The 24,850-nt window shown below is 42.0% G+C and carries 21 protein-coding genes; 3 read left to right on the plus strand and 18 right to left on the minus strand.

Features of this window, described 5'->3' with window-relative positions:
* The 3 genes from glgD (at window position 1) to glgB (ending at window position 4,819) form a co-directional block, all read left to right on the plus strand.
* Window positions 1-1,116, plus strand: a complete 1,116-nt coding sequence (glgD, locus tag BVE84_RS07485) for a glucose-1-phosphate adenylyltransferase subunit GlgD (protein ID WP_076996435.1) — start codon at window positions 1-3, stop codon at window positions 1,114-1,116.
* Between the two features lie 8 nt (window positions 1,117-1,124).
* The gene (gene glgA, locus BVE84_RS07490) at window positions 1,125-2,570 is read left to right on the plus strand and encodes a glycogen synthase GlgA (protein WP_076996436.1); all 1,446 of its coding nucleotides are present in this window, start codon (window positions 1,125-1,127) and stop codon (window positions 2,568-2,570) included.
* A 401-nt stretch (window positions 2,571-2,971) separates the two neighbouring features.
* On the plus strand, window positions 2,972-4,819 hold the full coding sequence (gene glgB, locus BVE84_RS07495) for a 1,4-alpha-glucan branching protein GlgB (RefSeq protein ID WP_076996437.1): 1,848 nt from the start codon (window positions 2,972-2,974) through the stop codon (window positions 4,817-4,819).
* A 77-nt stretch (window positions 4,820-4,896) separates the two neighbouring features.
* Here glgB and BVE84_RS07500 read toward each other — a convergent pair whose 3' ends face one another.
* The 18 genes from BVE84_RS07500 to cpsA all read right to left on the minus strand — a co-directional run bounded on the left by BVE84_RS07500 (window position 4,897) and on the right by cpsA (window position 24,705).
* The gene (locus BVE84_RS07500) at window positions 4,897-5,712 is read right to left on the minus strand and encodes a transporter substrate-binding domain-containing protein (RefSeq protein WP_416222644.1); all 816 of its coding nucleotides are present in this window, start codon (window positions 5,710-5,712) and stop codon (window positions 4,897-4,899) included.
* A gap of 528 nt (window positions 5,713-6,240) precedes the next feature.
* Window positions 6,241-6,708 (minus strand): 8-oxo-dGTP diphosphatase, encoded by a 468-nt coding sequence (locus BVE84_RS07505; RefSeq protein WP_076996438.1) that lies wholly within the window; start codon window positions 6,706-6,708, stop codon window positions 6,241-6,243.
* A 330-nt stretch (window positions 6,709-7,038) separates the two neighbouring features.
* A complete protein-coding gene (locus BVE84_RS07510; RefSeq protein ID WP_076996439.1) occupies window positions 7,039-8,277 on the minus strand; it encodes a cytidylyltransferase domain-containing protein in 1,239 nt (412 codons plus the stop codon).
* An 11-nt stretch (window positions 8,278-8,288) separates the two neighbouring features.
* Window positions 8,289-8,918: a NeuD/PglB/VioB family sugar acetyltransferase gene (locus BVE84_RS07515; protein ID WP_076996461.1), complete on the minus strand. Its 630-nt coding sequence runs from the start codon at window positions 8,916-8,918 to the stop codon at window positions 8,289-8,291.
* Window positions 8,919-8,928: 10 nt separating this feature from the next.
* The gene (neuC, locus tag BVE84_RS07520; RefSeq protein WP_076996440.1) at window positions 8,929-10,062 is read right to left on the minus strand and encodes a UDP-N-acetylglucosamine 2-epimerase; all 1,134 of its coding nucleotides are present in this window, start codon (window positions 10,060-10,062) and stop codon (window positions 8,929-8,931) included.
* A 486-nt stretch (window positions 10,063-10,548) separates the two neighbouring features.
* The gene (gene neuB / locus BVE84_RS07525) at window positions 10,549-11,565 is read right to left on the minus strand and encodes an N-acetylneuraminate synthase (RefSeq protein WP_076996441.1); all 1,017 of its coding nucleotides are present in this window, start codon (window positions 11,563-11,565) and stop codon (window positions 10,549-10,551) included.
* A gap of 31 nt (window positions 11,566-11,596) precedes the next feature.
* Window positions 11,597-11,782, minus strand: coding sequence for a hypothetical protein (locus BVE84_RS10755; protein ID WP_077022227.1), 186 nt, complete (start codon window positions 11,780-11,782; stop codon window positions 11,597-11,599).
* A gap of 69 nt (window positions 11,783-11,851) precedes the next feature.
* Entirely contained in the window at window positions 11,852-13,240 is a 1,389-nt protein-coding gene (locus tag BVE84_RS07530) for an oligosaccharide flippase family protein (protein WP_244157399.1), read from the minus strand.
* Window positions 13,230-14,141, minus strand: a complete 912-nt coding sequence (locus tag BVE84_RS07535) for a glycosyltransferase family 52 (protein ID WP_076996443.1) — start codon at window positions 14,139-14,141, stop codon at window positions 13,230-13,232. The genes BVE84_RS07530 and BVE84_RS07535 overlap by 11 nt, the downstream gene beginning before the upstream one ends.
* A 710-nt stretch (window positions 14,142-14,851) precedes the next feature.
* Complete coding sequence (locus BVE84_RS07540; protein ID WP_076996444.1) at window positions 14,852-15,994, minus strand: O-antigen ligase family protein; 1,143 nt, start codon at window positions 15,992-15,994, stop codon at window positions 14,852-14,854.
* Between the two features lies 1 nt (window position 15,995).
* Window positions 15,996-16,964 carry a glycosyltransferase family 2 protein gene (locus tag BVE84_RS07545; RefSeq protein ID WP_076996445.1) on the minus strand — a complete coding sequence of 323 codons (969 nt, stop codon included), beginning with the start codon at window positions 16,962-16,964 and terminating at the stop codon, window positions 15,996-15,998.
* Window positions 16,965-17,918, minus strand: coding sequence for a glycosyltransferase (locus BVE84_RS07550; RefSeq protein WP_076996446.1), 954 nt, complete (start codon window positions 17,916-17,918; stop codon window positions 16,965-16,967).
* On the minus strand, window positions 17,909-18,364 hold the full coding sequence (locus BVE84_RS07555) for an acyltransferase (RefSeq protein ID WP_228062217.1): 456 nt from the start codon (window positions 18,362-18,364) through the stop codon (window positions 17,909-17,911). Before BVE84_RS07555 ends, BVE84_RS07550 begins: the two co-directional genes overlap by 10 nt.
* Window positions 18,365-18,450: 86 nt before the next feature.
* On the minus strand, window positions 18,451-19,287 hold the full coding sequence (locus tag BVE84_RS07560; RefSeq protein WP_076996462.1) for a glycosyltransferase: 837 nt from the start codon (window positions 19,285-19,287) through the stop codon (window positions 18,451-18,453).
* An 8-nt stretch (window positions 19,288-19,295) separates the two neighbouring features.
* Window positions 19,296-20,519 carry a DegT/DnrJ/EryC1/StrS family aminotransferase gene (locus BVE84_RS07565; RefSeq protein ID WP_135017480.1) on the minus strand — a complete coding sequence of 408 codons (1,224 nt, stop codon included), beginning with the start codon at window positions 20,517-20,519 and terminating at the stop codon, window positions 19,296-19,298.
* Window positions 20,520-20,524: 5 nt separating this feature from the next.
* Window positions 20,525-21,214, minus strand: a complete 690-nt coding sequence (locus tag BVE84_RS07570; RefSeq protein ID WP_076996449.1) for a sugar transferase — start codon at window positions 21,212-21,214, stop codon at window positions 20,525-20,527.
* Between the two features lie 2 nt (window positions 21,215-21,216).
* Window positions 21,217-23,019, minus strand: a complete 1,803-nt coding sequence (locus tag BVE84_RS07575) for a polysaccharide biosynthesis protein (RefSeq protein WP_076996450.1) — start codon at window positions 23,017-23,019, stop codon at window positions 21,217-21,219.
* A 231-nt stretch (window positions 23,020-23,250) separates the two neighbouring features.
* Window positions 23,251-24,705: an LCP family glycopolymer transferase CpsA gene (cpsA, locus tag BVE84_RS07580; protein ID WP_076996451.1), complete on the minus strand. Its 1,455-nt coding sequence runs from the start codon at window positions 24,703-24,705 to the stop codon at window positions 23,251-23,253.
* Window positions 24,706-24,850: the final 145 nt, after the last annotated feature.

Below are 24,850 nucleotides of genomic sequence, written 5' to 3' on the forward strand. Positions count from 1 at the left end.
ATGCTAAGAAATACACTAGGAATCGTAAATATTGAAGGAAATAATGTCCATTTTGGAGATGTCATGGATCATCGTGGGATTCAAGCCTTCGGATTTTTAGGGCGCTACCGCTTGATTGACTTCGTCCTTTCCAACATGTCCAATTCTGGTATCAGTGATTTCCAAGTCTACATGCCTGCTAAAATGCGCTCGACTATCCAGCACGTTGGAACGGGAAAGCACTACAATATCAATAGTAAACGTGGCAAATTGCGCCTTTTAAACAGCGTGACTGATCCAAATTCCATCTACCAGCACGACATCAAGGCCTTCTCAGACAATATTCACTATATTGAAAATTCACACAAGGAATATGTTCTCATTGCCCCTTCTTACTTCATCTACAGCCAAGATTTTTCAAAATTATTGGATGAACATGTAGAGACCAAGGCAGACATCACCGTCTTGTATAAAAATGTCACCAATGCCAAAGAAAACTTTATCGGTTGCCAAACCCTTAAATTTGGGGAAGATAAACGAATTGTTGAATTTGAAGAAAACCACGGCAAATACAAGAATCGTCCCGTTTCTCTCGAAGCCTACTTCATGAAACGCACCCTTTTCCTCGAATTGATTAAGCGTGCTAATAAGGTATCGGCTCTTTACTGGCTCAAAGATATTCTGCGTGATGTAGTCGATCAATATCGCATTGTCGGCTATGCCCATCGTGATTTTGTAGCCTGCATCAATACAGTGGAAGCCTATTTCCAAACCCAGCTGGACCTGATCGATCCAGACACGCGCAAACTCCTCTTTAAGAATAACTGGCCGATCCATACGCAGACCAGCGATAGCTCCCCATGTCTCTATGGTCCCCTTGCTGAGGTCAAACGGAGCTTGATTTCAAACGGAGGTACCATCAATGGTCAGGTCGAAAATTCAGTCATCGACCGCGATGTTATCATTGAAGAAGGGGTTGTTATTAAAAATTCTATTATCTTAAACGGTGTTACCATTAAGAGTGGAGCCAATATTGAAAATGCCATCATTGACAAAGCAACCGTCATTTCTCATCCCGTTGATATTAAAGGCAGTGCTACTGCACCAGCGTATTTGAAAGCCTATCAAGTTATTTAGGAGGAACTATGTCCAAAAAATCTGTTCTCTTTGTCGCCTCAGAAGGTCTCCCCTTTATTAAAACGGGGGGACTGGCAGATGTTATCGGATCCCTCCCCAAAGAACTCGTCAAGCAGGGAATGGATGTGCGAGTCGTTCTGCCGCTCTATCTCAAAATCGCCGTCAGCAACCACGCGGATTTTGACTATGTTTCTAGCTTTGATGTTCGAGCAGGTGATATTCAATCCATGGCCAATGTCTACCAACAGGTCGTAGACGGGGTCACTTTCTACTTCATCGAGCATCGTGACTTTTTCGAGCGAAAAGACTTATACGGCTACGATGATGACGCCATGCGCTTTGGTTTCTTCCAGCACGCAACCTGTCGCCTGCTAGAAGCTCTAAACTACTTCCCCGATGTCATTCATAGCCACGACTGGCATACAGCTGCCATCTCCTTCTTATGCCGAACCTTTTATAGCTATCGTGAGGAATTTCGTGCAATAAAGCATGTCTTTACCATCCACAATCTAGCCTTCCAAGGTATCTTCAACAAGCAGGCCCTCTGGTCTGCCCTGGGCATGGATTACAGCTACTACATCGATGGAATTGCTCGTTTCCACGATGATTGTATCAGTTTTATGAAGCTCGGCATCCTGTATGCGGATAAGGTGACCACCGTGTCTGAAACCTACGCTCATGAGATTCTGACCGAAGAATTTGGCGAACATATGGAGCATGTCTTAGAATTGCGTCGCCATGATTTGATTGGTATTGTCAATGGAATCGACTATGATAGTTGGAATAGTCAGACAGATGGCTACCTAGCACACAACTACAGTCTAGAAACCCTTTCAGACAAGAAAATCAATAAACTGGCCCTCCAAGCACAGTTTGGTCTCCCCCAAGATGAACAGGTGATACTGGTTGGAATCGTATCTCGCTTGACCTGGCAAAAAGGCTTCTATCTCTTGACAGAAGTTCTCAACCAACTCTTGCAAGCGCATGTCCAGTTTGTCATTCTGGGAAATGGAGAAGCCGACATCGAAAACGCCTTCCACTACTTCAAAGACGCTCATCCAGACAAATTTGCCTTCTACAAGGGCTACAATGAACCTCTGGCACATCAGATTTATGCCGCTAGCGACCTCTTCCTCATGCCATCTATGTTTGAGCCATGTGGTATTAGTCAACTGATTTCTATGCACTACGGCACTCTACCACTGGTTCGCGAAACAGGCGGACTGCGCGATACTGTTCCTCCCTACAATATCGTGACCAAAGAAGGATGTGGCTTTAGCTTCTGGGGCAAGGATGCCTACAACATGAAACAGGTCTACGACCTTGCCCTTGATACCTATTATAATCGTCCAGAAGATTGGCAAGAGTTGATTCGTCAGGCCATGACCACAGATGTCAGTTGGACTGCTTCGGCCCAACGCTATATCGATCTCTACAAGGAAATCACTTACTAATCCTCAATAAAAATCAAAAGTAGACTAAGATACAAAGGGCGTGTAAAAAGCGAATGAAAAATAGGAGATTGACGACGTGTTTGTTGAACACGAGGAAATCTATCTTTTTTCCGAGCTTTTAGCCCGTGTTCAATTAGTAAGATACAAAGCCCGTAAAAAAACTCAAAGCGAAAATAGGAAATCTGACGAGTGAAAAGCTCCAGTAGAGCTTTTCAGCCTATTCCTTTAAAATAAGATGGAACTAATTGAGAAAAGCGGTGACTTTTCTTAGTTCACCTACCTTCGGCTAACCTTCTAGTTTGCCTTTTGATTTTTAAAGAGTATAACGCGTGTGCCTATGGATACAGGAATGGTTGGGGCAGGATTGTCCCAACCTCATCATTTTCTAGAAAGGAGAGTCTATGACCTTCACAGATCTTGATCTATATTATTTACATACTGGTGAACACACCAGCCTCTATGAAAAATTCGGAGCACATATCGTCAAAGAAGGCAATAAAATTCTTGGTACAGAGTTTCGGGTCCTTGCCCCTAATGCGCAATCTGTATTTCTAGTAGGGGCATTTAACTACTGGCAAAAGACCCATCCGATGCAGAGGGAGCAAGACGGGGTCTTTCAGCTCTATGTAGATGGTTTAAAATCATTTGAGGACTATAAGTACCTCATCGTGACCCATGATGGCAGGGAACTCTACAAGGCAGACCCTTATGCCTTCTTTAGCCAACTTCGCCCGGATACTGCTTCCACCACCTATAACTCCCGCTACAAATTCAAGGATGACACTTGGATGTATCAGAGAGTCAATTATGATTTCAAGGAAGAACCATTTTCTGTCTACGAAGTCCACTTGGGGTCTTGGAGACAAAAATTGGCAGAAGGGAAAGAGGAAGCAGGCAGTTTTTATTCTTACAAAGAAATCGCTCCGCTCCTCATCGACTATGTCAAAGAACATCAGTTCACCCATATCGAGCTATTACCGATTACAGAGCACCCACTAGATGCTTCTTGGGGCTATCAAGTGACGGGCTATTACAGCCCAACTAGTCGCTACGGCAAGCCTGATGAACTAAAGTACCTCATCGACCAATGCCACCAAGCAGGAATTGGCGTTATCCTCGACTGGGTTCCACTTCATTTCTGTAAAGATGCTCACGGACTCTACCAATTCGATGGTAGCTGGCTCTACGAATATGAAGTAGAAGGAGACCGAGAAAACCTACAATGGGGAACTGCTAATTTCGACCTTGGTAAGGGAGTAACCCGTTCTTTCCTCCTCTCCAATATCAAGTATTGGCTGCAAGAATTTCACTTTGACGGGATTCGTGTTGACGCCCTCTCCTATCTCCTCTATTGGCGAGGGGAAACCGAAGAGGACAAGCTCAATCATACCGCCATTGACTTTATCAAGCGGGTCAACGCCTTGATTCATACTGAATTTAAGGGAGTCGTCATGATTGCTGAGGACTCATCCAGCTATCCAAAAGTAACCCATGCACTCGAAGATGGGGGACTAGGATTTGATATGAAATGGGATTTGGGCTGGATGAACGATACCCTCAAACACATGGAACGACCATCCATTTATCGCAAACACCATTCTAATGAGATTACCTTTGGCATGTACTATAATCCGAGCGAGCAGTTCATCCTCCCCCTATCACACGATGAAGTGGTCCACGGAAAGCTCTCCATTGTCAACAAAATGAATGGAGATTATGAAGATAAGTTCCATCTCGCACGTGCCTACTACAGCTACTTTTTTGCCCATCCTGGAAAAAAACTCCTCTTTATGGGAAATGAATGGGGACATATCCGTGAATGGCATGAATACACCCAAATGGACTGGAATCTCCTTGACTTCCCAATCCATCAGGCCTTTGCCCAAATGATGAAGTCCCTCACGACCTTTTATCGCAAACACGATGCCTTCTGGAAATACGACTATCAAGCCCATGAAAAAGGCTTTAGATGGGCGAAAATTTTAGAGGAAGCGAATTGCTATGCCTTCTGTCGCTATAGTGACAAGGAAGAAATCCTTGTCGTGACCAACTTCAACGATCAGGAAGTCTACGACCTGCCTCTCGACTTACCTGACGGCGCTAACTATCAGCTCGTCTTTTCTTCTAATAGCATTCCGACGGCAGATTTTACCTTGACAGCAGATGAGAAGGGCGCTCGTATCACCATACCACGCTTGACGACCTACTATCTCAAGCGCAGTAAGAAAAAAGCAAGAAAAGCAAAGTGATACTCTATAAAGAGAAAAAAACAAAGAAGGATTGAATGAAAATAGACATTCAATCCTTCTTTGTTTGATAGGCTCTTTTATTCAACAGCTGTATACTTAGCTACTTCTTTCAAGTAGTTTTCATATTCACCTGCTTCATCCAATTCTTTAATAATTTTATCAATCTCTTCTTTTAAGCTCCCGCTATCTTTGGGCATCACAATGGCTTTGGCATTGGTATCTATTTCTGGGAAGCTAGCTTCCGCCATGGCAAGGTCCTTATTTTGAGTGACGTACCCCAAGGCAACTGGAGAATCGAGCAAGACGGCATCTACTTGACCTGATTTCAACTCGTTAATGGCTTCTCCCATTTGAGTCAAAGAGACGATGCTAGCCTCTGTCAACTTCTCTTTAGCATAGACTTCTTGGGTCGTTCCCTTTTGAACGGCCAATTTTTTACCGGCTAGACTATCGGTAGAGCGATAGCTAGCTGCCTCATCTTTTTTGACCAACAAGACATCTTGCACACGATAGTAGGCTTCTGAAAAGTCAAATACCTTCATCCGATCTTCTGACATGGAGAGTCCTGCAATCGCTATATCTGCCTTCCCATTTTGGACACTGTTTAACACATTATCAAAGCTCATTGAGGATACTTCCAGCGTAACTCCCAATTTTTCAGCAATCTTTTCTGCCATGAGAATATCAGCACCCACAACCTTATTTTTTCCATCTACCAATGTCTGAAATTCAAATGGTGCATAGTCTGGGCTAGTCGCCACAACTAGAGTCCCCTTTTCTTTGATTTTCTCCAAGGGTGTCTTTCCAGCTTCCTTACTATTTGAGCCACATGCCACCAAGCTCAAGCCTGCTGCTACTGCTACTAGCCCTGCCATCATTTTTTTCAATTTCATCATTCTTCCTCTTTCTATTATTACGATACATGGTTCATCTTTCTAATCATTCCGTCCAGATTAGAAAGTATCATCGGACTTTCGCTATCATTTTCATCTCATTTTCTCCTATTTTCAAAAGATGATTCTATTCTAAAGAATTTTTATTCACTTGTCAAGTATTTTTTTGTATTTTTATGCATTTTATTATAAATAAATAGACTCTCTGTGACTACAGAGACAAGGTGATGACGTATCCTTTTGATTTTTGTTGAGTATTATCCGCTATGTACACCTTCATATCGCGTTTCTGTTCGTAGAGTCACATTTTCACAATCCCTTCCTCTGACAGTCCTCATTTCTTGTGTCAGACTTAAAACAGTCTATTCCCAGACTGTTTTAATCCGCTACCTCTTGATAGTCAGGCTTGGGAGTCACTATTGGGCTCACCGGTAGCAGGTACCTGCGGAGAAATTGCACCTCAGAAGTACGACATGCCGGTCGTACTTCCAAAAAGACCTGACACTGCTGCCAAGCCTTCCCCATCTCCTAGCGAAAATGTTTATCCCATTCCCCATCTTCTCCTTTTTGGGTATAAAAGAATTCAGATAGGTTGGGGTCATCCATGACTGTTAGAACTTCGAGAAGATCGTAGGCTAGATCCATCTGAGCTAGATCTGCTTTCGGCAACCAAAAGACCTCTCCCTCAGCACTTGAACGGAGCTGACCCGAAAAACTGGTGGTTTTATACAGAAAGACCATGTAGCGATGCCCCTCGCTATCTGGCCAATGCTTGAGACCAACTAAGTGAGGAGCCTCAATGGTCAAGCCCGTCTCCTCCTCAACCTCTCGAACCACAGCATCGTGAAAATTCTCTCCAGACTCGATATGCCCTCCTGGAAAAGCAATACCAGACCAGCGGTACAATGTGGGGTCTCTACGCTGGGCAACCACCCGTCCTTCAGCATCTTCAATGAGGCACATATTGGTCAGGGTGACGAATTCTTTACGCGACATTGGTTCTCCCTCCTGTTCTGTTGATAGATCATTCTCTTTTCTACTAGCTCCTTATCTAGGTGGAGCAGCTTGCTAGTGTAATCATTTATACTCTTTAAAAATCAAAAGGATACGTTGTCAAGAGTCTCGGTGAATTGAACTCGAGCTAAAAGCTCGGAAAAAAGATAGGCAGCTGTTTTGGCTTTAGCCAATTACAGCTGAGAATCCCCTTTGGGACAAATCTTCCTAGAGTCTTTAGACTCTTCGTCAGATTTCCTATTTTCGCTTTGAGTTTTTCACGGGCTTTGTATCTTAGTCTCCTTTTGATGTTTATTGAATATAAGAACTGCCTTATGAGGGAGTGACAAAATGGAGTAGTTCCTCCAATAATACTTGGGTTCCCTCTTCATTAAAATGAAGTCCATCAGAAGTATAGGCAAATTTCAAATGTCCATCCTGCGAAAGAGTCTGGTTCACATCTAACAATGCAATCTGCTCCTGTGCACAATAGGTCATCAACCATTTATTGAGTTCTTCTACCCGGCTGTTATCCACCCGATCTCTAAACAGGGCATAAGCGACAGTCGTCACGAAAATTGAAATATGGCGCTCTCTACATTTTGTAAACAGATTGCGATAGTTTTCCTTGATGTCCTCTAGCTCATAGGCTGTGATAATATCATTGATTCCAAGTGAAATCAGGACGGAAGAAAGCGGTTTTTGTAGGATACTATCACTATTTTCTACTACCGTAGCTAGGGTCACTCCTCCTAAACTCAAATTAGTATAGGTCGGAATAGCAACCGAACAAAGACGACTATCTCCTAGAATGATATTCTGTTCCCAATCGGACTCTAGGAACTGCTGGTAGAGGGTCCGATAGTGGTGTTTACTCCTCTTCTCCCGTTTAGGATAATCAAAGTAGATACTTCCGATAATTTTGAGAAAGTCCTCTCTATCATCTACATCTACTGACGACGCTTTATCCATCAAATAAGCCTTTGTTTTTGGTGAAAAATAGGTCTTATATTTTAGATAAACTGCTTTAGAAGAAATGTAAATAGCTCCATTTGGCATGTATAATTTTTTCGGATCGTTTTGTCGCCGATAATTGCCTCCTACGCCAACAATATCCTTTGCATAATCATTGTCATCTAGCTCTGTAAATAAAATAGGAGATTTATCTACTTTTACGAAACTAACCACATTCTCTACATCTTCGCTCTCATACAGTTGCAAAGCCTCTCTGATATGAGCGCCTGTCCGTAAGGGAGAAGTGACTTGGAGAAGGACAAACACTTGGTCGTCATCAAAGTCTTTCAAAAACTCTTCATTCACTTCGTAAGATGTCGTTGTATCCAAGGCTAACTCCTTGGGTCTTAATAAGACCCGAATTCCCTTGCTCTCACAAATTTCCTTGTAAAGGGGAGAATCAGTACTGACATAAATATCTTCCTTGGCAAAGCACCCCGACTCAATAGCCGCATCAATCGTATGGAAAATCATCGGTTTTCCATCTAAAAATAACATATTTTTATTCGGCAATCCTTTAGAGCCCGCCCGCGCTGGAATGATACAAACTGGTTTCATTTTCTTCTCCCTTATTTTATCTTCTTAGCAGGAACACCGACATAGGTTCCCGACTCCAAAATCGGCTGAACAACAACTGTCCCAGCACCTAATACTGTGTAAGGAGCAATCCTTAGGTTCTGAATGATGATGCTACCGCTACCAATATAGCAACCCTCACCAATGGTACAAAGACCATTGATTGTGGTGCCAGGTGTAATATTGCAATGTGGGTGAACCAGTGAATGATGCTCAACAATGGCTCCTGTATTGATGATACAGTTGTCATAAATCTCAGAGTCCATCCCTATGAAACTGCTAAAACCGACAAAAATCCCTCGACCTTTGATACTATCTTGTGAAAAAATATTTGCCTGCCGGCTGATAATATTGATCAAGCAGTCATAATACTGCTCTGCAATTTGCTCAAAAATTTCTTTTCTCTTAATATTATCACCAATCGTGATAAATACACAGTCTACTATCTTATCCCTTAAAAAAGTAATGATATTGGAAGTATCACTAAAGACAGGGTAGCCCCTATATTCCGTAATATCCTTATCATCAAAGTACCCTACAAACTCATACTCTTCTTGATCAATCCAAGGTAGTACCCCATCTGAAAAACTGCCTGCTCCAATAAAGGCTAATTTTTTTTTCATCATCTGTCCTCTACATATCTGAAAATTCTTTAACCACCTTATCGCCATTTTCTTCCAGATAGTCTACAATGATGGCCACCGCCCTATCTGAAGAATGTGCTTGCTCATAAGGATTACTGTAGTCCTCTACAGCCTTCAACTTTTCTAAGCCTAACAGGATTTCCCCCGTATTTGCCCGAACATCTATGACACTTTTCCCTCTTAGACGTCCTAATTGACGGTTTCCAATATTTAGGGTGGCTACCTGTAAGGAGGGAACCTCAATCAAGCCAGAAGAGGAATTGCCGATAAGACCATTGGAATGCTTGATTAGAGAATGGTAGGCCTGGGTCGTTAGAGATGTAAACTGGTGGCAATTTGAGTGTTGGTCAATGTAGTCGTTGATTAACGTCCGTATCATATCCGAGTCTGTATCGGAATTAGAACCGATAAAGATGCACTGTTGAGCTGCTTTATCCAAGGCTGCCAATAGTTGCTGCACCTGTTCTTCTACCCGACCATCCTCTAAGGTTACTGGATGAAATAGAACAACATAGTAATCTTCTTCCAAGCCTATCTGCAACTGCTCCTCTAACTCTGCTTTCGTTAAGAAGGTTTGAGACAAGACATTCTCGACTCCTAGCGCACCTATGGTATGAACGTTTTTCTCCTGTTCTCCTAATTGTAAGACGCGTTTGTGAAATTCATCACTTGCTACAAGGTGAAGATGGGACATTTTTGTAATCGCATGTCGAATCGATTCATCAAAGTTCCCAAGGGTTTTTTCGCCACCGTGAATATGACAAATAGGAATCGTATAGATCAAGGCAACATTGGCTACCGGCAACATTTCATATCTATCTCCTAAAATGATGATCAAATCATACTGGTTCTGTGAAAAAATATGTCCCAACTGCTGGGTTAAAAGAGCCATTGAGGTCACAATCGTCTCTTTAGAAGTGTCTTCCAGATGTAAGGGAACTTTTATGACTTCAAAACCATCCGCTTCAATTATTTTATAAGTATAACCATACTTCTCCTCTAAATGCATGGCTGTTACAATTACTTCCAGCTGAATCCCTTCTTGGGCTCTTAGTTTTTTCAGCAACGTTCTCATGATGCCGTATTCTGCTCGTGAGCCTGTCACTACGCAAATCTTTTTCATTTGTATCATCCGTTCCTTTTATTCTGTTTTTATGAAGTAAGCTACCAGTAACCCCATATTGTTTTGGGTCCCTCCATCCCACCTGCCACACCCAAGGTAGGCCACTGAGTGAGTGGGACATCCCAGTCTATAGTCTTTTCGTTTACTTTTAGTGCTTGCTCCACTCGTGTCAATAGCGAGAGGATCCTTCAACAGTCTAATGACTGTTGAAGCGAGCAAAGCAAAAATGGGATTGAAACCGTTCGGTGAACTGTTTCAGCCTGAGCCTAGAAATTTGAGAGCGAAGTGGGCAAGGTTGGAAATAGGGAAACGGAGTTTCAAACCACCACTTTTTTGATGAAAGGTGGTAGGCTGAAAACCTCCACTGGAGCTTTTCACTCGTCGAAGTAATAAAAGGTAAACTAAGTGAGTATAAAACAAAAGCACTATCATTTTCATCAAGTATCTACTAGCAATCAGGAAATGCAAGTCCCATCGTTTGTCAGCTTATCCCTGCCAATCAAAATCTGAATGTCTAATCAGCTCGTCCTCTATAAAATCATGTTCACTCGTTTGCCCTAGCACCTGGTACCAATCCATGGGAGAAATACCATTTCCTGGGCGTTTTACTGTAATATTTTCTTCTGTAAAGCGTTCACCTTTTTGGATTGCCCTCTTAGCAATAATGGATTTGCGAGCCACAATCTTGTTCTTGATTTCTGCTGCTACAGGTTCTTTGATATTCCGTCCTAACGATTGTTCAGTCACACGTACTCCTGATACTAATTTTGCTAAAATATCTGGAGTTGCGCTGGCTTTATGGTCTGGTCCAGGCATATTCTGATCCAAAGTAAAGTGTTTTTCAATGACTTCAGCCCCCAGAGCTGTTGCTGCAATCGCCGCCTCGTAGCCAATACTGTGATCCGAAAAACCAATCTTATGCCCCTTAAATTCTGCCTGTAGGGTAGGAAGAACTCGTAGGTTTAGATCTGAATAATTGGTCGGATACTCTGTCGTACAATGGAGGATAGTAATATCACTTGTTCCATTCTTCTCTAAAATAGCTACTGCTTGGTGAATCTCTGCCATGGTAGCCATCCCTGTTGAGAGAATGACCTTCTTACCTTGTCTGCCGATTTTCTCCAAATAGGGAAGGTTGGTAATCTCTCCTGATGGAATTTTATAAACAGACATTCCTGTACCAATCAAGAAATCTAATGACACATCATCAAAGGGGGTAGAAAAAACGTCAACCCCTTTTTCATTACAGTAATCTCTCAACTCCAGATATTCGTCAAAACTAAGCTCTAACTTCTTGGTCATCTCTAACTGACTATCTGCTTCTCCCGTTGTCTTTTTTTGGTAGTCTGCTTTGGGAGCAAACTTAGAAATCAGTAAATCTGCTTTAAATGTTTGAAATTTCACTGCATCGACGCCACATTCAACTGCAACGTCCACCATTTTTTTAGCTAGTTGAAAATCTCCATTATGATTACAACCAATTTCTGCGATAAGATAAACCACTAATTTTTCTCCTCTATTGTATTCAATGCAGTTAGGCTACTGCAAAAGGCCAAGAGACACTCGGATGAGGTTCAATAGCCCATTTCTTTCCCTCAACCGCTTCATGATTGCAGAGAATCATCCACGGCTTTGGTTTTGACACTCCATCAAGATTAAAGGGCTTGGTCAACTTGTCTCGGTGAGTAAACAGTTGACCGAGTATCATGTTGATTTTCAAAAAGTATACCTAGCATCGTCTGATTCCAACTATTTGATGCCTACAACAAGAACACCTTATTGTTGTCGTTTATCGTTTACGGACGAACGTTATGATGTAGCTTCGATAATAATAAGCATAGGCGAATAGGATGACGAGACCGATTGACCAACGGAGCCACAGCCATTGGCTAAAGGCAGTCATCATAATAGCGTAAAGGAAACTGACGGTAACTAAGACCACGTAGGTCTTTTCACTGACATCCTGATAGCCATATTTTTTCTTAGAAACCAAATGATGTAGTAACAATAGGAAAAAATAGGATATGAGGGTCGCATAAGCAGCTCCATTGATTCCAAAATTGGGAATCAGAACCAGATTCAAAACAAAATTAAGACCCGCTGCTAGTAAGGTTCCCAAAGGAATCATCCGAGTATCTGCATAATAAAACTGGATATTCACTGGAAAGGTGTAGAGAAACACAAAGAAATAGCTGACAACTATCAAGGCGATGAAGTTATTCCCATACTGATAGGCTGTGCCACCTAGAAGTAAAGAAAGCTCTGGAAAAATCGTCAAATACCCAAGGGTTAAAAAGAGACCGATTGAGAGGTACTGCGTAATCACCTGTTGCAAGTGTGCCAGTTTTTTCTTTCGAGCATCAAAGAACCAGGGAACCCAGGCAGTATTGACACTTCCTAACACAATCTGAATGACCAAGCCGACATTATATCCAAAGCTATAAAGAGCCACTTCCTTCGTTGTCATCATCTTCCCCAACATGATACGATCCAACTGATTCAGTAACTGATGTCCCACATTATGAAAAATGAGCGGCAACGAGACAGCTAAGATAAACTGGATATATTTGCGGTCTAGCAATGGTTCTCGTCGGCTATATAAGAAATAGATGGCTACAAGAGCAACCAATAAGCTGGGAACAAAATTGCCAATGACCCGAGCGAGGAAATCATCCTCCATCCAGTAGATTAGTAGGATGGAAAGAATCGTATTTAAAATAGCACTGATGGCAGAAAAATATAGGGTGACGGTAGCCTTCTGATGTTGGATAAAATACTGTCCCCAAAAATTAACCACATATTGACAGTAGCTTTGAACAACTAAAGCAAGTGTCAAGGGCGGGGTTAAGTCTAGTAGCATAGAGAGTTTATCTTGGATTAGAATAGTCACCAAAAGTACAGTCACAAAGAAGATATTGGAAAGGGTGAAGGCACTCACTGCATACCGCTGATACTCTGCTTCTGGATACTTAACCCTCGCTGAACTCAGAGACCCCGCCGTTTGTAAGCCGATAAAAAGGGAAAACAAACTTATCCAAGCCATGTATAGATTAAACTGTCCATAGACTTCTGGAGAAATAATGCGGGTATAGATAGGCAGAGTAATAAAAGCCAAGCCTTGAATCAGTAAATTTCCAACTGTAAAGATCATACCCGATTTAAATAATTTACTTCTCACACATCTTTCCTCTCATATCCCATAACACTATTTTTTCACCGACACAACTTAGATACTCAAGCGCCGTAGACGAGTGAGTAATTCCCGTATCAAAGTAATACTTGCCGACAAATTCATAGAGTTCCATAGGGACATTCTGTTTCAAAAAAATAACACCTTTAATCGCTGAATAGTCCACCTGATCTCTAGGATGAACCTTAAAATAGATTGTCCTATTATCCTTATAGGAGTCAACGATTTCCTGGTAAAAGGCTAGCTGCTGCTCAGCAGTTTCAAATCCAGGCAAGCCATCTTGATACAGAGGCTGCGTCAGTACCAACAGGCTATCTTGGGGGCCAACCTCAATCGGTTCTACTGCAAACAAGGCAAGCAAACGTTCTTTTTGAGGGTCTGACAAGTTGGAAAATAATTCGACTCTCGGTACTTCTTTACACTTTTTCCTTCGCTTATCTGTTTCTTTCAGTACATCTATGCTATTTAACTCAATCTGTTTGGCATGCTTGCTATAACCAAAAGGTAAATAATTCCTAAAAATAAAATAGTAAATCTGCCGCAGACGAGAAAATTCGTCTGGATAAGAGTGATAGGCATAATAATTGTAGCCATCTTCCAGCAGATAATGAGGGATTTTGTGCCTTCTCAAATATTGACCGATATGTGTCCAATCATTAAACAAGTAAATATCACTATCCGCTTTTAAATCATACTGCTCATAGTTCGTACACGTTTCATCCTCAAGGAAGATCGTTCCTGTATAATTGAGGCTTCTCAACCTCTCAACTAAGAGTTCTCTATCACGAATGCTATCAAATAATAAAAGCTGACTCTCTTCACACCAGTCTACGTGGCACATCGTAATGAGCAGATGGTAGACGGTGTGACAAATGTATATTTTCTTCATTCTTCCCCATTCATTGAAAAATACTAGATATTCTTGGACTTATTGTATACTCAATAAAAATCAAAAGGCAAACTAGAAGGTTAGCCGAAGGTAGGTGAACTAAGAAAAGTCACCGCTTTTCTCAATAGTTCCATCTTATTTTAAAGAAACAGGCTGAAAAGCTCCACTGGAACTTTTCACTCGTCATGTTTCCTAATTTTCAGTCGCTTTTTTCACGCCCTTTGTATCTTGTAATTGAGTTCAGCCTAAAACCTCGGAAAAAAGATAGGCAGCTGTTTCAGCTTTAGCTGATTACAGATGAGATTGAAACAGTTCGGTGAACTGTTTCAACTGGTCACCTAAAAATACGAAAGTGACCACAGAAGTTCGAGCCTAATACTCAATAAAAATCAAAAGTAGACTAGCTTTCACACTTGAGAATTGTGAAAGGTTGGATAGGAGATTAGCACCGCTAATTTCCTTATAATCGAAGGCGAATGTAGTTGAAATAGTTGGTAACTATTTCCATCTTATTTTAAAGAAACAGGCTGAAAAGCTCCACTGGAGCTTTTCACTCGTCATGTTTCCTAATTTTCAGTCGCTTTTTTCACGCCCTTTGTATCTTAGTCAACTGAGTTCGGACTAAAAATGTGAGAAAAAAGATGAATCGGATTGATGACCTGAGTCATCTGCCCCAATTCCCTATTTTTCTTGACATTTTCTTAACGTCCTCACATCTTAGCTAAGTTTGTATTTGTTTTTCCAATGATCACAAAATAGAGTAAAGGGATGACAAAAATTAAGGAGGTTGTTGCCTCAATCAGCGACATTGCAAAGACAAAGGCAAAGATAAGGCCGATATAATCCTTAGACACCTTCCACAAGCGAATAAAGATATGGAGTAGCTGTCCCATAAATGCAATGGTACCTAAAATACCAAAATGAATCAGATACACTAAGAAAGAATTATGGGCTGTTATACCAGTCCCAAACTTGCTCAGCAAGCGAATCGGTGCGACCATTCCTTGACCGAGAATGGGGTTTTCTAAGAATATTTGAAAGCCGTATCCCCATTCACTAAAACGCTTGATATTACTGCCGTCCTTCACATACGATTTTGCAAAGAACCTCTCGAGTAATTCATTAGGAATAAAGAGGGCAAAGAGACCGAGAATACCGACAAACAGCAAGAGCTGCTTCAGAGTAATCCCCTTCTTGGTCACCAATTTATACAGTAGCACCAAGACGATGGGGACAACCGCTCCACGAGAACCGGTCATGACAATCGGAACACTAATCACTAGCCAAATCGGTAAATAAAGTTTCTGTCCCCCTAAAAAACGATAGAGGGCGATAAGATTCGGAATCATTAGATAGGCTGCTGTGAAATTGATGTCATAAAATTGCTCTTTATCAAAAAAGATGCCATATCTCAAAAGATTGTATTCTTCATAGGGCAACTTACGCTGGACCACCATGACAATGGAAAAAATAAGGGCAGACAGTAGGTAGGCTCTTGTTAAGCACTCTACTTGCTCCTTGGAAAAGGGCATTACAGATACCAAGAAGAGGGTCACTAAAATTAATCCATAGGCCTTTAAGGCATCGGGATCGTAGGGGCGGACTAGACTCGATAGTAGAACCACGAGTATCGGGAGACCATGAATGACCAAGTCCCTGACTTTCACCTCTACCTTCAACCGATTGACCAAGAGGTAGGCTCCTATTGCAGCTACTGCTATAACGAGACAGATATAATAGGTCCCTAGGAAGAAAAATTTCGTCCTAGCAAGGATCAAACCAACCATATTGAGCGATAGGGCAAGCGTCACTATCCATGAAAGGTATCGTGATGTATTCATCCCAAATTTCATTCTAATTCCCCCTTGTTAACAACGAATGACCGTATGTCAGACACCTTAATAGTCCATAATTCCTATCATGTACTGCTCTTAAAAATAGTCTCTTACTAAGCCCCAAGGAGCTATTGTACTTATTATGATACCACTTAGGGTATTTCGTAACAAAGCGGTCTACAAACTGAAAAATAGCGGAACGACTTTCGTGTGATTTGATCGCATTTAAAACAGCCCCGTATAGAACAATTTTTATTCCTAGATGTTCCATTTCTTCTTGAAATGCGCTATCACCATGTTCCTCTATAAAAGCAAAGGCAGCTAGCATGTCGTATACTGTACGACTCGAAACAGCATTTGAGAGCGAATCTTGTCTTTGGTAATAATAATAGGTTGGCTTTCTTAGTAGCGCAATGTTCTGCGCCTGAAGCAAAATAACCGGCACCAGGGCTGCATCTTCACAATTATACAAGTGAGGCAGGGTGAATCTCTGTAAAAGCTCGGTCCGAACAACCATTGACCAAAGTGCTTGTGAAGCAAGAGCGACTATCTCTCTTTGGCTGGACGAATCCCTTAACCCCGCAGGGAGAGCGACCCTTATTACACGCTTGTCATTGTAAAATTTATAATGCTCACTCAGCACAATGTCGCTATCATTTTCATTCAGTATGGCCACAATATGTTCTAAAAAATCAAGTGCATACCAGTCATCGGAATCTAAAAAGGTGACATAATCTCCCGTTACGAAAGAAAGCCCCCTATTCCGTGAGTCTCCTGGACCAGAATTCACCTCTTTTTCAACAATGCGATAGGGAATCGACTGCTTGCTTAGATATTCTGAAGCCACCTTGACCGTGCCATCTGAAGAAGCATCATCCACCATCACGATTTCATGAAAGGCATGGGTCTGCTCAAGCACGGACTTTAAACACCTGATCACTGTATGCTCACTATTATAGGTTGGTATAATAACTGAAAACTTTACCATCTACCTTCTCCCCACCTTTCCGACCACTTCAATAGCGTTACGCTTAAAATAGCTGATGAAGCAATACCGTAGTCTGGCACTAAGTGACCATTTACGACAGTTTGCTAACCGTTGCTCTATCTTTTCGTTGCTCAATTTATAGTGTCTTACCAATCCAAAATACTGGGTCGAAAGACAGCTCTCTAGACTTCTGCTTTGGATGTGATGTCTTTCTGCATAGTCTAGTAGAGTCTCGATAATATATAGTTTATTCAACCCATTGATCCTATCGAGACTAGTAGCCATGATAGAATTGGCACGACTACGGTAAAGATAAAATATCAACGGATAATACTTAACCAAGGTCGCTTTCATCAATGCAGTGAAGGTAAAGAGGACATCTTCATGTAGCAAACCGTCTAAAAAATAGAGTTGATGCTCTTTTAAGAAAGAGTGCTGATATAGATTTGCCCAGGCTTCGACCCTGACATTATTGGTGATAGGCTCTAGAAGATGGTCTGCCATTTCCAGCCCTGACATCTTCTCTTGTAATCTTGGATGGGCTAGACGCCTTTGAATACTCTTACTTGTCGAAGTCTCTCCTTCAATCAGGTAATAATATTCCCCCAAGGCAATCTCCACCCCATCTTTCTGAGCTCCGCGTAATAATAACTCAACCTTATCAGCTTCTATCACATCATCGCTATCTACAAAGAGCAGGTAATCTCCCTTGGCCACTCTCATGCCACTATTTCTAGCAGCTGACAAGCCTTGATTCTGCTGGTGAATCACTGTGGTTCTTTCAGCATAACGGGTCGAATAGGTCTCTAGAATCCTACTGCTCGAATCGGTTGAACCATCATCGACAAGAATCACCTCATATTGAATCTGACGATCCAGTTGATACACGCTATCCAGGCACTGGGAGAGGTAGGCCTCTACATTGTAAATGGGGATAATGATGCTTAATTCCATTCCATCTCCTTCTTCCTAACCATCCGTTCCTCGCTAGCTAATAGCAACTGCTGTTTCTCATTTGCTGTCAATGTATCCACATTAAAGCCATACTTTTTTACATAATCTGAGGAAGTTGGGAGCTTTTTGATGATTCTAGCTGGATTTCCTGCTACAATCACGTTGTCGGGAATGCTCTTTGTCACAACACTGCCTGCACCAATGATGACATTGGTGCCAACGCTAACTCCGGGTAGAAGGATGGCTCTAGCACCTATAAATGTATGGGACCCTATCTTGATTCTACCAAAGGTATCTGTATAATTGGCATCTAGCTTGCAAATACTATTATCATGGGTAATAAACTGTACTTCCGTCGAAATGGTAACATAATCGCCTATTTCAATCAGATAGCTCTCAGGAGTCGTAATATCAGAGTAAATCTTACTATTGACACCAATAAGCATTCCCTTTCTCCTGAAATAGTCATTTAATATCTCTGTATCTCTTCCTAAAAGTACATATTTTATTTTCGTTAATAAATAGTTTATATTCATCGTTCTACTGCCTTGCTTCGAAGTAAGTTTTCAAAAATAAGGGTCCGTAACCGATGGGGAAGCAAGGCTACTATCGCCTGGATAAGAACCGTTTGATAGTAGTCGAAATGGCTAATAAATCCCGTTTCCAAAATTTTTCTACGACCCTCACAGTATTTTTTCAGGTAGGAAAAACCGCCGCGTCTTTCAATCATGCCAGCACCTGTTCGGACATCCACTAGGTAGTCATCTAGGTTCGTCCCTTTGGCCCCTGCCAGCAACATTCTGACCCAGAGCATATCATCTTCCATCAAGGGAGCATCTTCATAATTTCCTGCCCTCAAGACACTGCTTTTTTTAAACATTACGGTTACATGATTAAAGGCACTCCGCCTTTTCTGATAGCGCACAATCTCCTCGTGTTCGAGCGGAACCTTGCGGACCGCATTGGGGTGCTGAGGATCTGTCGTAAACTCGAGGATATGGCTACCACAAATATCTAATTCCCCATCCTTTTCAAAGCAAGCTAGTTGCTTTTCAAATCGTTCCTTACGTGCTATATCATCAGTATCCATACGTGCCACCAATTCATGGCTACAATGGAGCATTCCTTCACGTAGGGCGAGACCGAGACCTACATTTTTCTCTAGAGGTACCCGCTTGATAAGGCCGGGAAATCGTTCTTGATAGGAATCCAATACTTGATACAGTTCCTGCGAAAGGGGACCATCTTCTACAATAACCCATTCCGTAGCAGGCTGTGTTTGATGCAGCAAACTATCGAAACACTCCTGTAGATAGCGAGGATTTTCTTTGATATATAAAGATAACAAGACACTAAATCGTTTATCCATTTCCCCTATCATACCCTTTCTTTCACACTGGCTACAATCCTTCTTAGATGATCGGTGATATAGTCCACATCTTCATCACTGAGCTGTGTATGCAGCGGTAAGGTCAGCGTCTGTTCAAAATAGTGGTAGGCATTTGGATACTCTTGAATATCAAATCCCATATTGGCATAGGCTGTCAACAGTGGCAAGGGCTTATAGTGAACATTACAAGCAATCCCAGCTTCTGCCATCTTCTCAATGATCTGGTTCCGTTCCTCTAGGGTAGCCTCTTTGATATGAGTAATATACAAGTGCATAGACGATACATAATCTGTATGAAAATGCTGAAGAGGCTGAATCCTTGTCCCTTCAAAGGCCTGATTATAGGCTGCTACGATTGCTGCCCGTCGCTCCAATAAGTCTGGGTAGCGTCTCAGTTGAACGAGACCAATGGATGCCATGATGTCCGTCATATTGCATTTAAAACCTGGAACGACAATATCATACTCCCAAGCTCCCAACTTGGTCTTTGCCAAAGCATCCTTGGTTTGACCATGAAGTGATAAGATTTGAAATTGACGATACAATTCCTCATCATCTAAGTTTGGATGAACTTTCCAGGTCACTGCCCCACCTTCTGCTGTCGTCAAATTTTTCACAGCATGGAAAGAAAAGGCTGTAAAGTCTGCAATCGTTCCAATTTTTCTCCCCTTGTATGAAGCTCCAAAAGCATGGGCGCTGTCTGATAATACGACAATTCTACCAAAAACTTCTTGAAGGGGGGAAGAGGCGACAAATGTTGAACGATTCCTCTCTACTATCTCGTACAGCCTGTCATGGTCACAGGGAATCCCTGCCAATTCAACAGGAATGATGACCTTGGTGTGGCTTGTGATTGCTTTTTCCACCGCATCATAATCCATTTCAAAATGATCTGCTTGAATGTCTACAATGACAGGCTTTGCACCGACATGTTCGATTACACTACATGAGGCAGTATAGGTCATGGCTGGAACGATAACCTCATCTCCAGGACCAACTTCCAGTACACGTAGGACCAGTTCCAAGGCCGCTGTCGCTGAATTGAGGCAGACTGTCTTATTCGTTTCAGTATACCTTGACAATTCTTGTTCAAATTGTTTGGTTTTGGGACCTGTCGTAATCCACCCTGAACGAAGACTGTCTGCAACCTCTGCAATTTCTTCCTCACTAATATCTGGAGGGGAAAAGGGAATCATTTTCTTTTTCATCATTTCTCTCACTTCACTACTTTAATGACGGTCTGACACATAATCCTAAGGTCATTCCAAAAGGAAAAGGTGCGGATATAGTCTAGATTATAGACCATCTTATCGGGCAATACCTTCTTGACATAGGCCTCATCAGCAGTCATCCCAAGACTCATATAGGTTTCCATCAGCCTGTCTTCATCTTTATAGGCGATGCTAGCCGGTGAGGTAATACCTGCTGGTAGGAGCAGGGTGGCCTTCATCTCATCCGTATAACAGTCTGTATACTTTTTCACTTCAGGTCTCACTCCAACAAAGCTCATGTCTCCTGCCAACACATTACATAACTGCGGAATTTCATCGATACGATACTTCCGGATCAAACGACCGACTCGCGTGATACGACAATCGTTCCCAACCGTCACTAAACTCCCTTTTTTATCCGCATCCGCCACCATTGTCCGAAACTTATAAATGTTAAATGTTCTTCCGTATTGGGTAATCCGTTCTTGACGATAGAAAACAGGTCCTGGACTATCCAATTTTATCCAAAGGGCAAAAAATACTATTATCGGTGACAAGAGAAAAAGCAACAGAACTGCCATCACCCTATCAAAGATAGATTTGCACAGCAAATCACCTTTTTTACTGGCAAGAATCCTTTGATAAGGAGCCAGTACATCCTTATCCCCAGTATTCATAAACATTTGATTGTCCATCCTTACTCCTGCTTGGCAAACTCTAGCAATCTATTTTTTAGAGTCTCAGAATCATCATCTAACAAGGTGCTAATAAATTCTTCAATCTCTTCTCGTTGTTTGTAGGTAACACGTCCTACAAAGATCTTATCGTATATCTGGTCTGTGGTCCGTTCTCTCGTTGCCAGCAGTTCCTCATATAACTTTTCTCCTGGTCGAATACCACTTTCAACAATCCCGATTTCTTCTTCTGAATACCCACTGAGGGAGATAATCTTTTTCGCCAAGTCAAGAATCTTAACAGGCTCCCCCATGTCCAAAATGAAAATTTCTCCACCATTCATCAAGGCTCCTGCCTGAATGACCAGGCGACTAGCTTCTGGAATGGTCATAAAAAAGCGGGTCATACGGAAGTCGGTCACGGTCACTGGACCGCCCTTGGCTATCTGCTCCTTAAACAGGGGAACCACACTACCACGACTCCCTAGAACATTGCCAAATCGAACAGCCGCAAAGCGGGTCTTTCCGGGTTCGTTGAGACTGGTGACAATCATTTCTGCCACCCGCTTAGTGGCCCCCATGATATTGGGCGGATTCACAGCCTTGTCTGTCGAAATCATGACAAATTTCTCCACCCCATATTCTTTGGCAGCCTCTGCCACATTTTTAGTCCCATAAATATTATTTTTAACTGCTTCTGTTGGATTGTATTCCATCAAGGGAACATGCTTATGGGCAGCGGCATGGTAGACCCTATCCGGATGGTATTGCGCCATGATTTGGAAGATCCGTTCCCTATCTTGAATGTCTGCGATAATTGGAATAATTTCAATATTATTGCGGTAGCTCATCGACAGCTCTTTATGAATCAAATAAATCGAATTTTCTCCATGTCCTAAGAGCAACATTCTAGCAGGCGAGAAACGAACCAGCTGGCGACAGAGTTCCGACCCAATGGAGCCTCCTGCCCCCGTTACCAGAATCGTCTTTCCTTGAATGTTCGAGTAAAGACTCGATTGATCTAGTTCAACTTCTTGACGACCTAGCAGGTCCACAATATCAATTTCCCGTAATTTGCTGACGCTCACCTGACCAGAGAGAATATCTTCTTGCCTTGGAATCGAATACATCTTCGCCTTTGTTTTCTTACAGATGTCGTAGACTCGGGCGTATTCCTCCGAATTTAAAGAAGGGATCGCAATGACGATTTGTTCAATTTCATAATTTTTGACAATCTCTGGAATCTTCTCCTCCGGCCCTAGCACTCGGACACCATGCAGTAAGGTTTGCCACTTGGCTGAATCTTTATCTACAATTCCGATAACATCAATATCTTTAAAGGAACGATTGGCCGTTTTCAAAAACAAATCTGCACCTTGACCGGCTCCCACCACCAGCGTTCGCTTAGCCTTAGCGGACTTGCGCCCCAGCAAACCACCATCCTTAAATTCATAGGTCATCCGCCAAATCAAGCGCGATGCCCCAATCAGTAACAGAGAGAAAATATAGCTCAGTAAAATAAAACGATAACTAAAGACAATTTTCTGACTGAAGATAACGATTACTGAAATAGCATAGCTCAACAAGAGATTTTTTGCCATTTGCCAAAGTGCGATGTAATCCGTAAAACGATTTAAGATGGAGTAGACATGGGTCGCATAACCACATATTAGATAGACCAACCAAATCGCAGTCAAAAAGACCAACATTCGTTGCAAGGATAGATCGATGTAATTATCCAAGAAAAATTGAGTGATAAAACCACTCGTATAGATAATCAAAGCGTCTACCACGATTAAAATAAAACGTTTCTGACCACGTGTCAATTCCTAGTCCTCCCTCTTACTATTTGAGGTTCCTTTCTGCAGTTCTACGCCCTTGCTTCTGAACAAGTCTCCTGCTACTTGCTTGATGAATGACATTCAAACCCCACCACTTCTCTTTTTATGGTTCGGGCTACTTCCTTCAACTTTCCTGACAAACGAACAGGTTGGACAAAGTAGCCCTACTATCTCATAAAACGACTCATTTCCCCAGTGGCGGATTCGTCTGACTTCTTACTTACCAGCCATCACATCTTGAATCGCTGCTTTTGTCGCAGCCAAACTTTCTTGGTTTACTTCCATCATATATAAGGTCGCATCAGGCATCGCATAAGACGGTAGCCCCATCACACCTGTCCCAGTCAGGGCTTGTGAAGTGACACTATAGGTTCCGCCAGACTCTAATTGACCGTTGATTAAGGTTATCATCGTTTCAAGATTCATATTGGTTTGAACAGAATCTTGAATCCCATTTAGAATCTCATTGTAATTTTTCAAAACCGCAGGTGAACTTAATTTCTTAATCAGGCCTGCAATCACCTTTTCTTGATTTTTACCCCGGTCATTATCACCGCCCTGTAAAGAGTACCGTTCACGTACAAATTCCAAGGCTTGACTGGAAGTAAGGTGTACTTCTCCTACTGGGAAGAAGGTGCCATCATAACCTGTAAATTCTTGGTCATTTGTAACCTCTACTCCTCCCACAACATCAATGAGTTTTAAGAAAGAGGTAAAATTCAAACGGACGTAGTAATTGGTCTTAATATCATAAAGATTTTCAAGCGTTTGAATAGAGGCTTCAACACCATAAATTCCTGCATGGGTGAGCTTGTCGTTCTGGTTATTCCCACCGCCTGCAATCGGAACATAAGCATCCCGCGGAGTAGTCGTCAACAAGACCTTTTTAGTCTTGAGGTTTACAGTCATAATAATATTGACATCTGAACGCGAAACGGAAGAAATCGGTCCATAGGTATCGATACCACTGACATAGATGTTGAAAGCATCGCCACTAATCTCAGTCCCCTGGACAGTTTCAACCTTTTTACTAATCTTAAAGGTATAGAGTTTTCTGATTTTTGACGCATCGTAATCTGCGATAATATCTTCAAAAACACTGTTTAAAATAATCGCCTTTGCTTCTTTATTCATCAAGGATTGGTAGGCTGATAAGTAGGTTGGAGCGGTATCCACTGTCAGCGATACTTGCTTCTCCTTTTGGAGGCTCTCCGTCAATTTGGTAATATTTTCAGCGTCTGTGCCAGTTGGCGCTAGGACATTTGTTACCTGACTAATATCTGTAATATCGCTATCTGCTAATACGATGACGCTCATTTCATATTCTGAATAGTTGGCCGTCGAATTGAGTTTATCAGAAAAGCTCGTGACTTCTCGAATAGCAAATAAGGTTGCCCCACTCACTAGAATCAGCATCAGCAAAGATAGCAAGGTGATACGGGGAGCCTTCTTTTTAAGCGCTAAACTACCAAATAACAATACGACAAGCCCTAAAACTGCCGTCACTACTATATTTAGATTACGAAAGGCAAGCAGATGGTAGCGATAAATTGCAAATAAAATAAGTGCTGCCATCACTGTAAAGATAAGAGCAAGTACACGATTGGCCACCGTAAGTTTCCCACCGTGCTGTTTTTCATATTTTGTTGTCCTTCTCGAACGCTGTTCCATTTTTAACCTCCAGCTATGTTGATTGGATGATAGGCTAGACGGGGACTTTTCCCTGAACTACTATTTTACCATATTCTATTGTGTTTTACTATTATTAACCGCCTCAGTTACCCCTCTGGCTCTTAATACTCTTTAAAAATCAAAA

Origin of the sequence: Streptococcus azizii (genome assembly GCF_001984715.1) — a bacterium.
In the GTDB taxonomy this organism is placed as follows: Bacteria; Bacillota; Bacilli; order Lactobacillales; family Streptococcaceae; genus Streptococcus; species Streptococcus azizii.

What these genes read in the sequence shown, in the direction of transcription:
- BVE84_RS07510 (WP_076996439.1), bottom strand. Translation starts at nt 8,277, where the DNA reads ATGAAACCAGTTTGTATCATTCCAGCGCGGGCGGGCTCTAAAGGATTG.
- neuC (WP_076996440.1), bottom strand. Translation starts at nt 10,062, where the DNA reads ATGAAAAAGATTTGCGTAGTGACAGGCTCACGAGCAGAATACGGCATC.
- BVE84_RS07515 (WP_076996461.1), bottom strand. Translation starts at nt 8,918, where the DNA reads ATGAAAAAAAAATTAGCCTTTATTGGAGCAGGCAGTTTTTCAGATGGG.
- BVE84_RS07545 (WP_076996445.1), bottom strand. Translation starts at nt 16,964, where the DNA reads ATGGTAAAGTTTTCAGTTATTATACCAACCTATAATAGTGAGCATACA.
- BVE84_RS07540 (WP_076996444.1), bottom strand. Translation starts at nt 15,994, where the DNA reads ATGAAATTTGGGATGAATACATCACGATACCTTTCATGGATAGTGACG.
- BVE84_RS07560 (WP_076996462.1), bottom strand. Translation starts at nt 19,287, where the DNA reads ATGGATAAACGATTTAGTGTCTTGTTATCTTTATATATCAAAGAAAAT.
- BVE84_RS07570 (WP_076996449.1), bottom strand. Translation starts at nt 21,214, where the DNA reads ATGGACAATCAAATGTTTATGAATACTGGGGATAAGGATGTACTGGCT.
- BVE84_RS07500 (WP_416222644.1), bottom strand. Translation starts at nt 5,712, where the DNA reads ATGAAATTGAAAAAAATGATGGCAGGGCTAGTAGCAGTAGCAGCAGGC.
- BVE84_RS07535 (WP_076996443.1), bottom strand. Translation starts at nt 14,141, where the DNA reads ATGAAGAAAATATACATTTGTCACACCGTCTACCATCTGCTCATTACG.
- glgB (WP_076996437.1), top strand. Translation starts at nt 2,972, where the DNA reads ATGACCTTCACAGATCTTGATCTATATTATTTACATACTGGTGAACAC.
- BVE84_RS07550 (WP_076996446.1), bottom strand. Translation starts at nt 17,918, where the DNA reads ATGGAATTAAGCATCATTATCCCCATTTACAATGTAGAGGCCTACCTC.
- BVE84_RS07505 (WP_076996438.1), bottom strand. Translation starts at nt 6,708, where the DNA reads ATGTCGCGTAAAGAATTCGTCACCCTGACCAATATGTGCCTCATTGAA.
- BVE84_RS07565 (WP_135017480.1), bottom strand. Translation starts at nt 20,519, where the DNA reads ATGATGAAAAAGAAAATGATTCCCTTTTCCCCTCCAGATATTAGTGAG.
- glgA (WP_076996436.1), top strand. Translation starts at nt 1,125, where the DNA reads ATGTCCAAAAAATCTGTTCTCTTTGTCGCCTCAGAAGGTCTCCCCTTT.
- BVE84_RS07555 (WP_228062217.1), bottom strand. Translation starts at nt 18,364, where the DNA reads ATGCTTATTGGTGTCAATAGTAAGATTTACTCTGATATTACGACTCCT.
- cpsA (WP_076996451.1), bottom strand. Translation starts at nt 24,705, where the DNA reads ATGGAACAGCGTTCGAGAAGGACAACAAAATATGAAAAACAGCACGGT.
- glgD (WP_076996435.1), top strand. Translation starts at nt 1, where the DNA reads ATGCTAAGAAATACACTAGGAATCGTAAATATTGAAGGAAATAATGTC.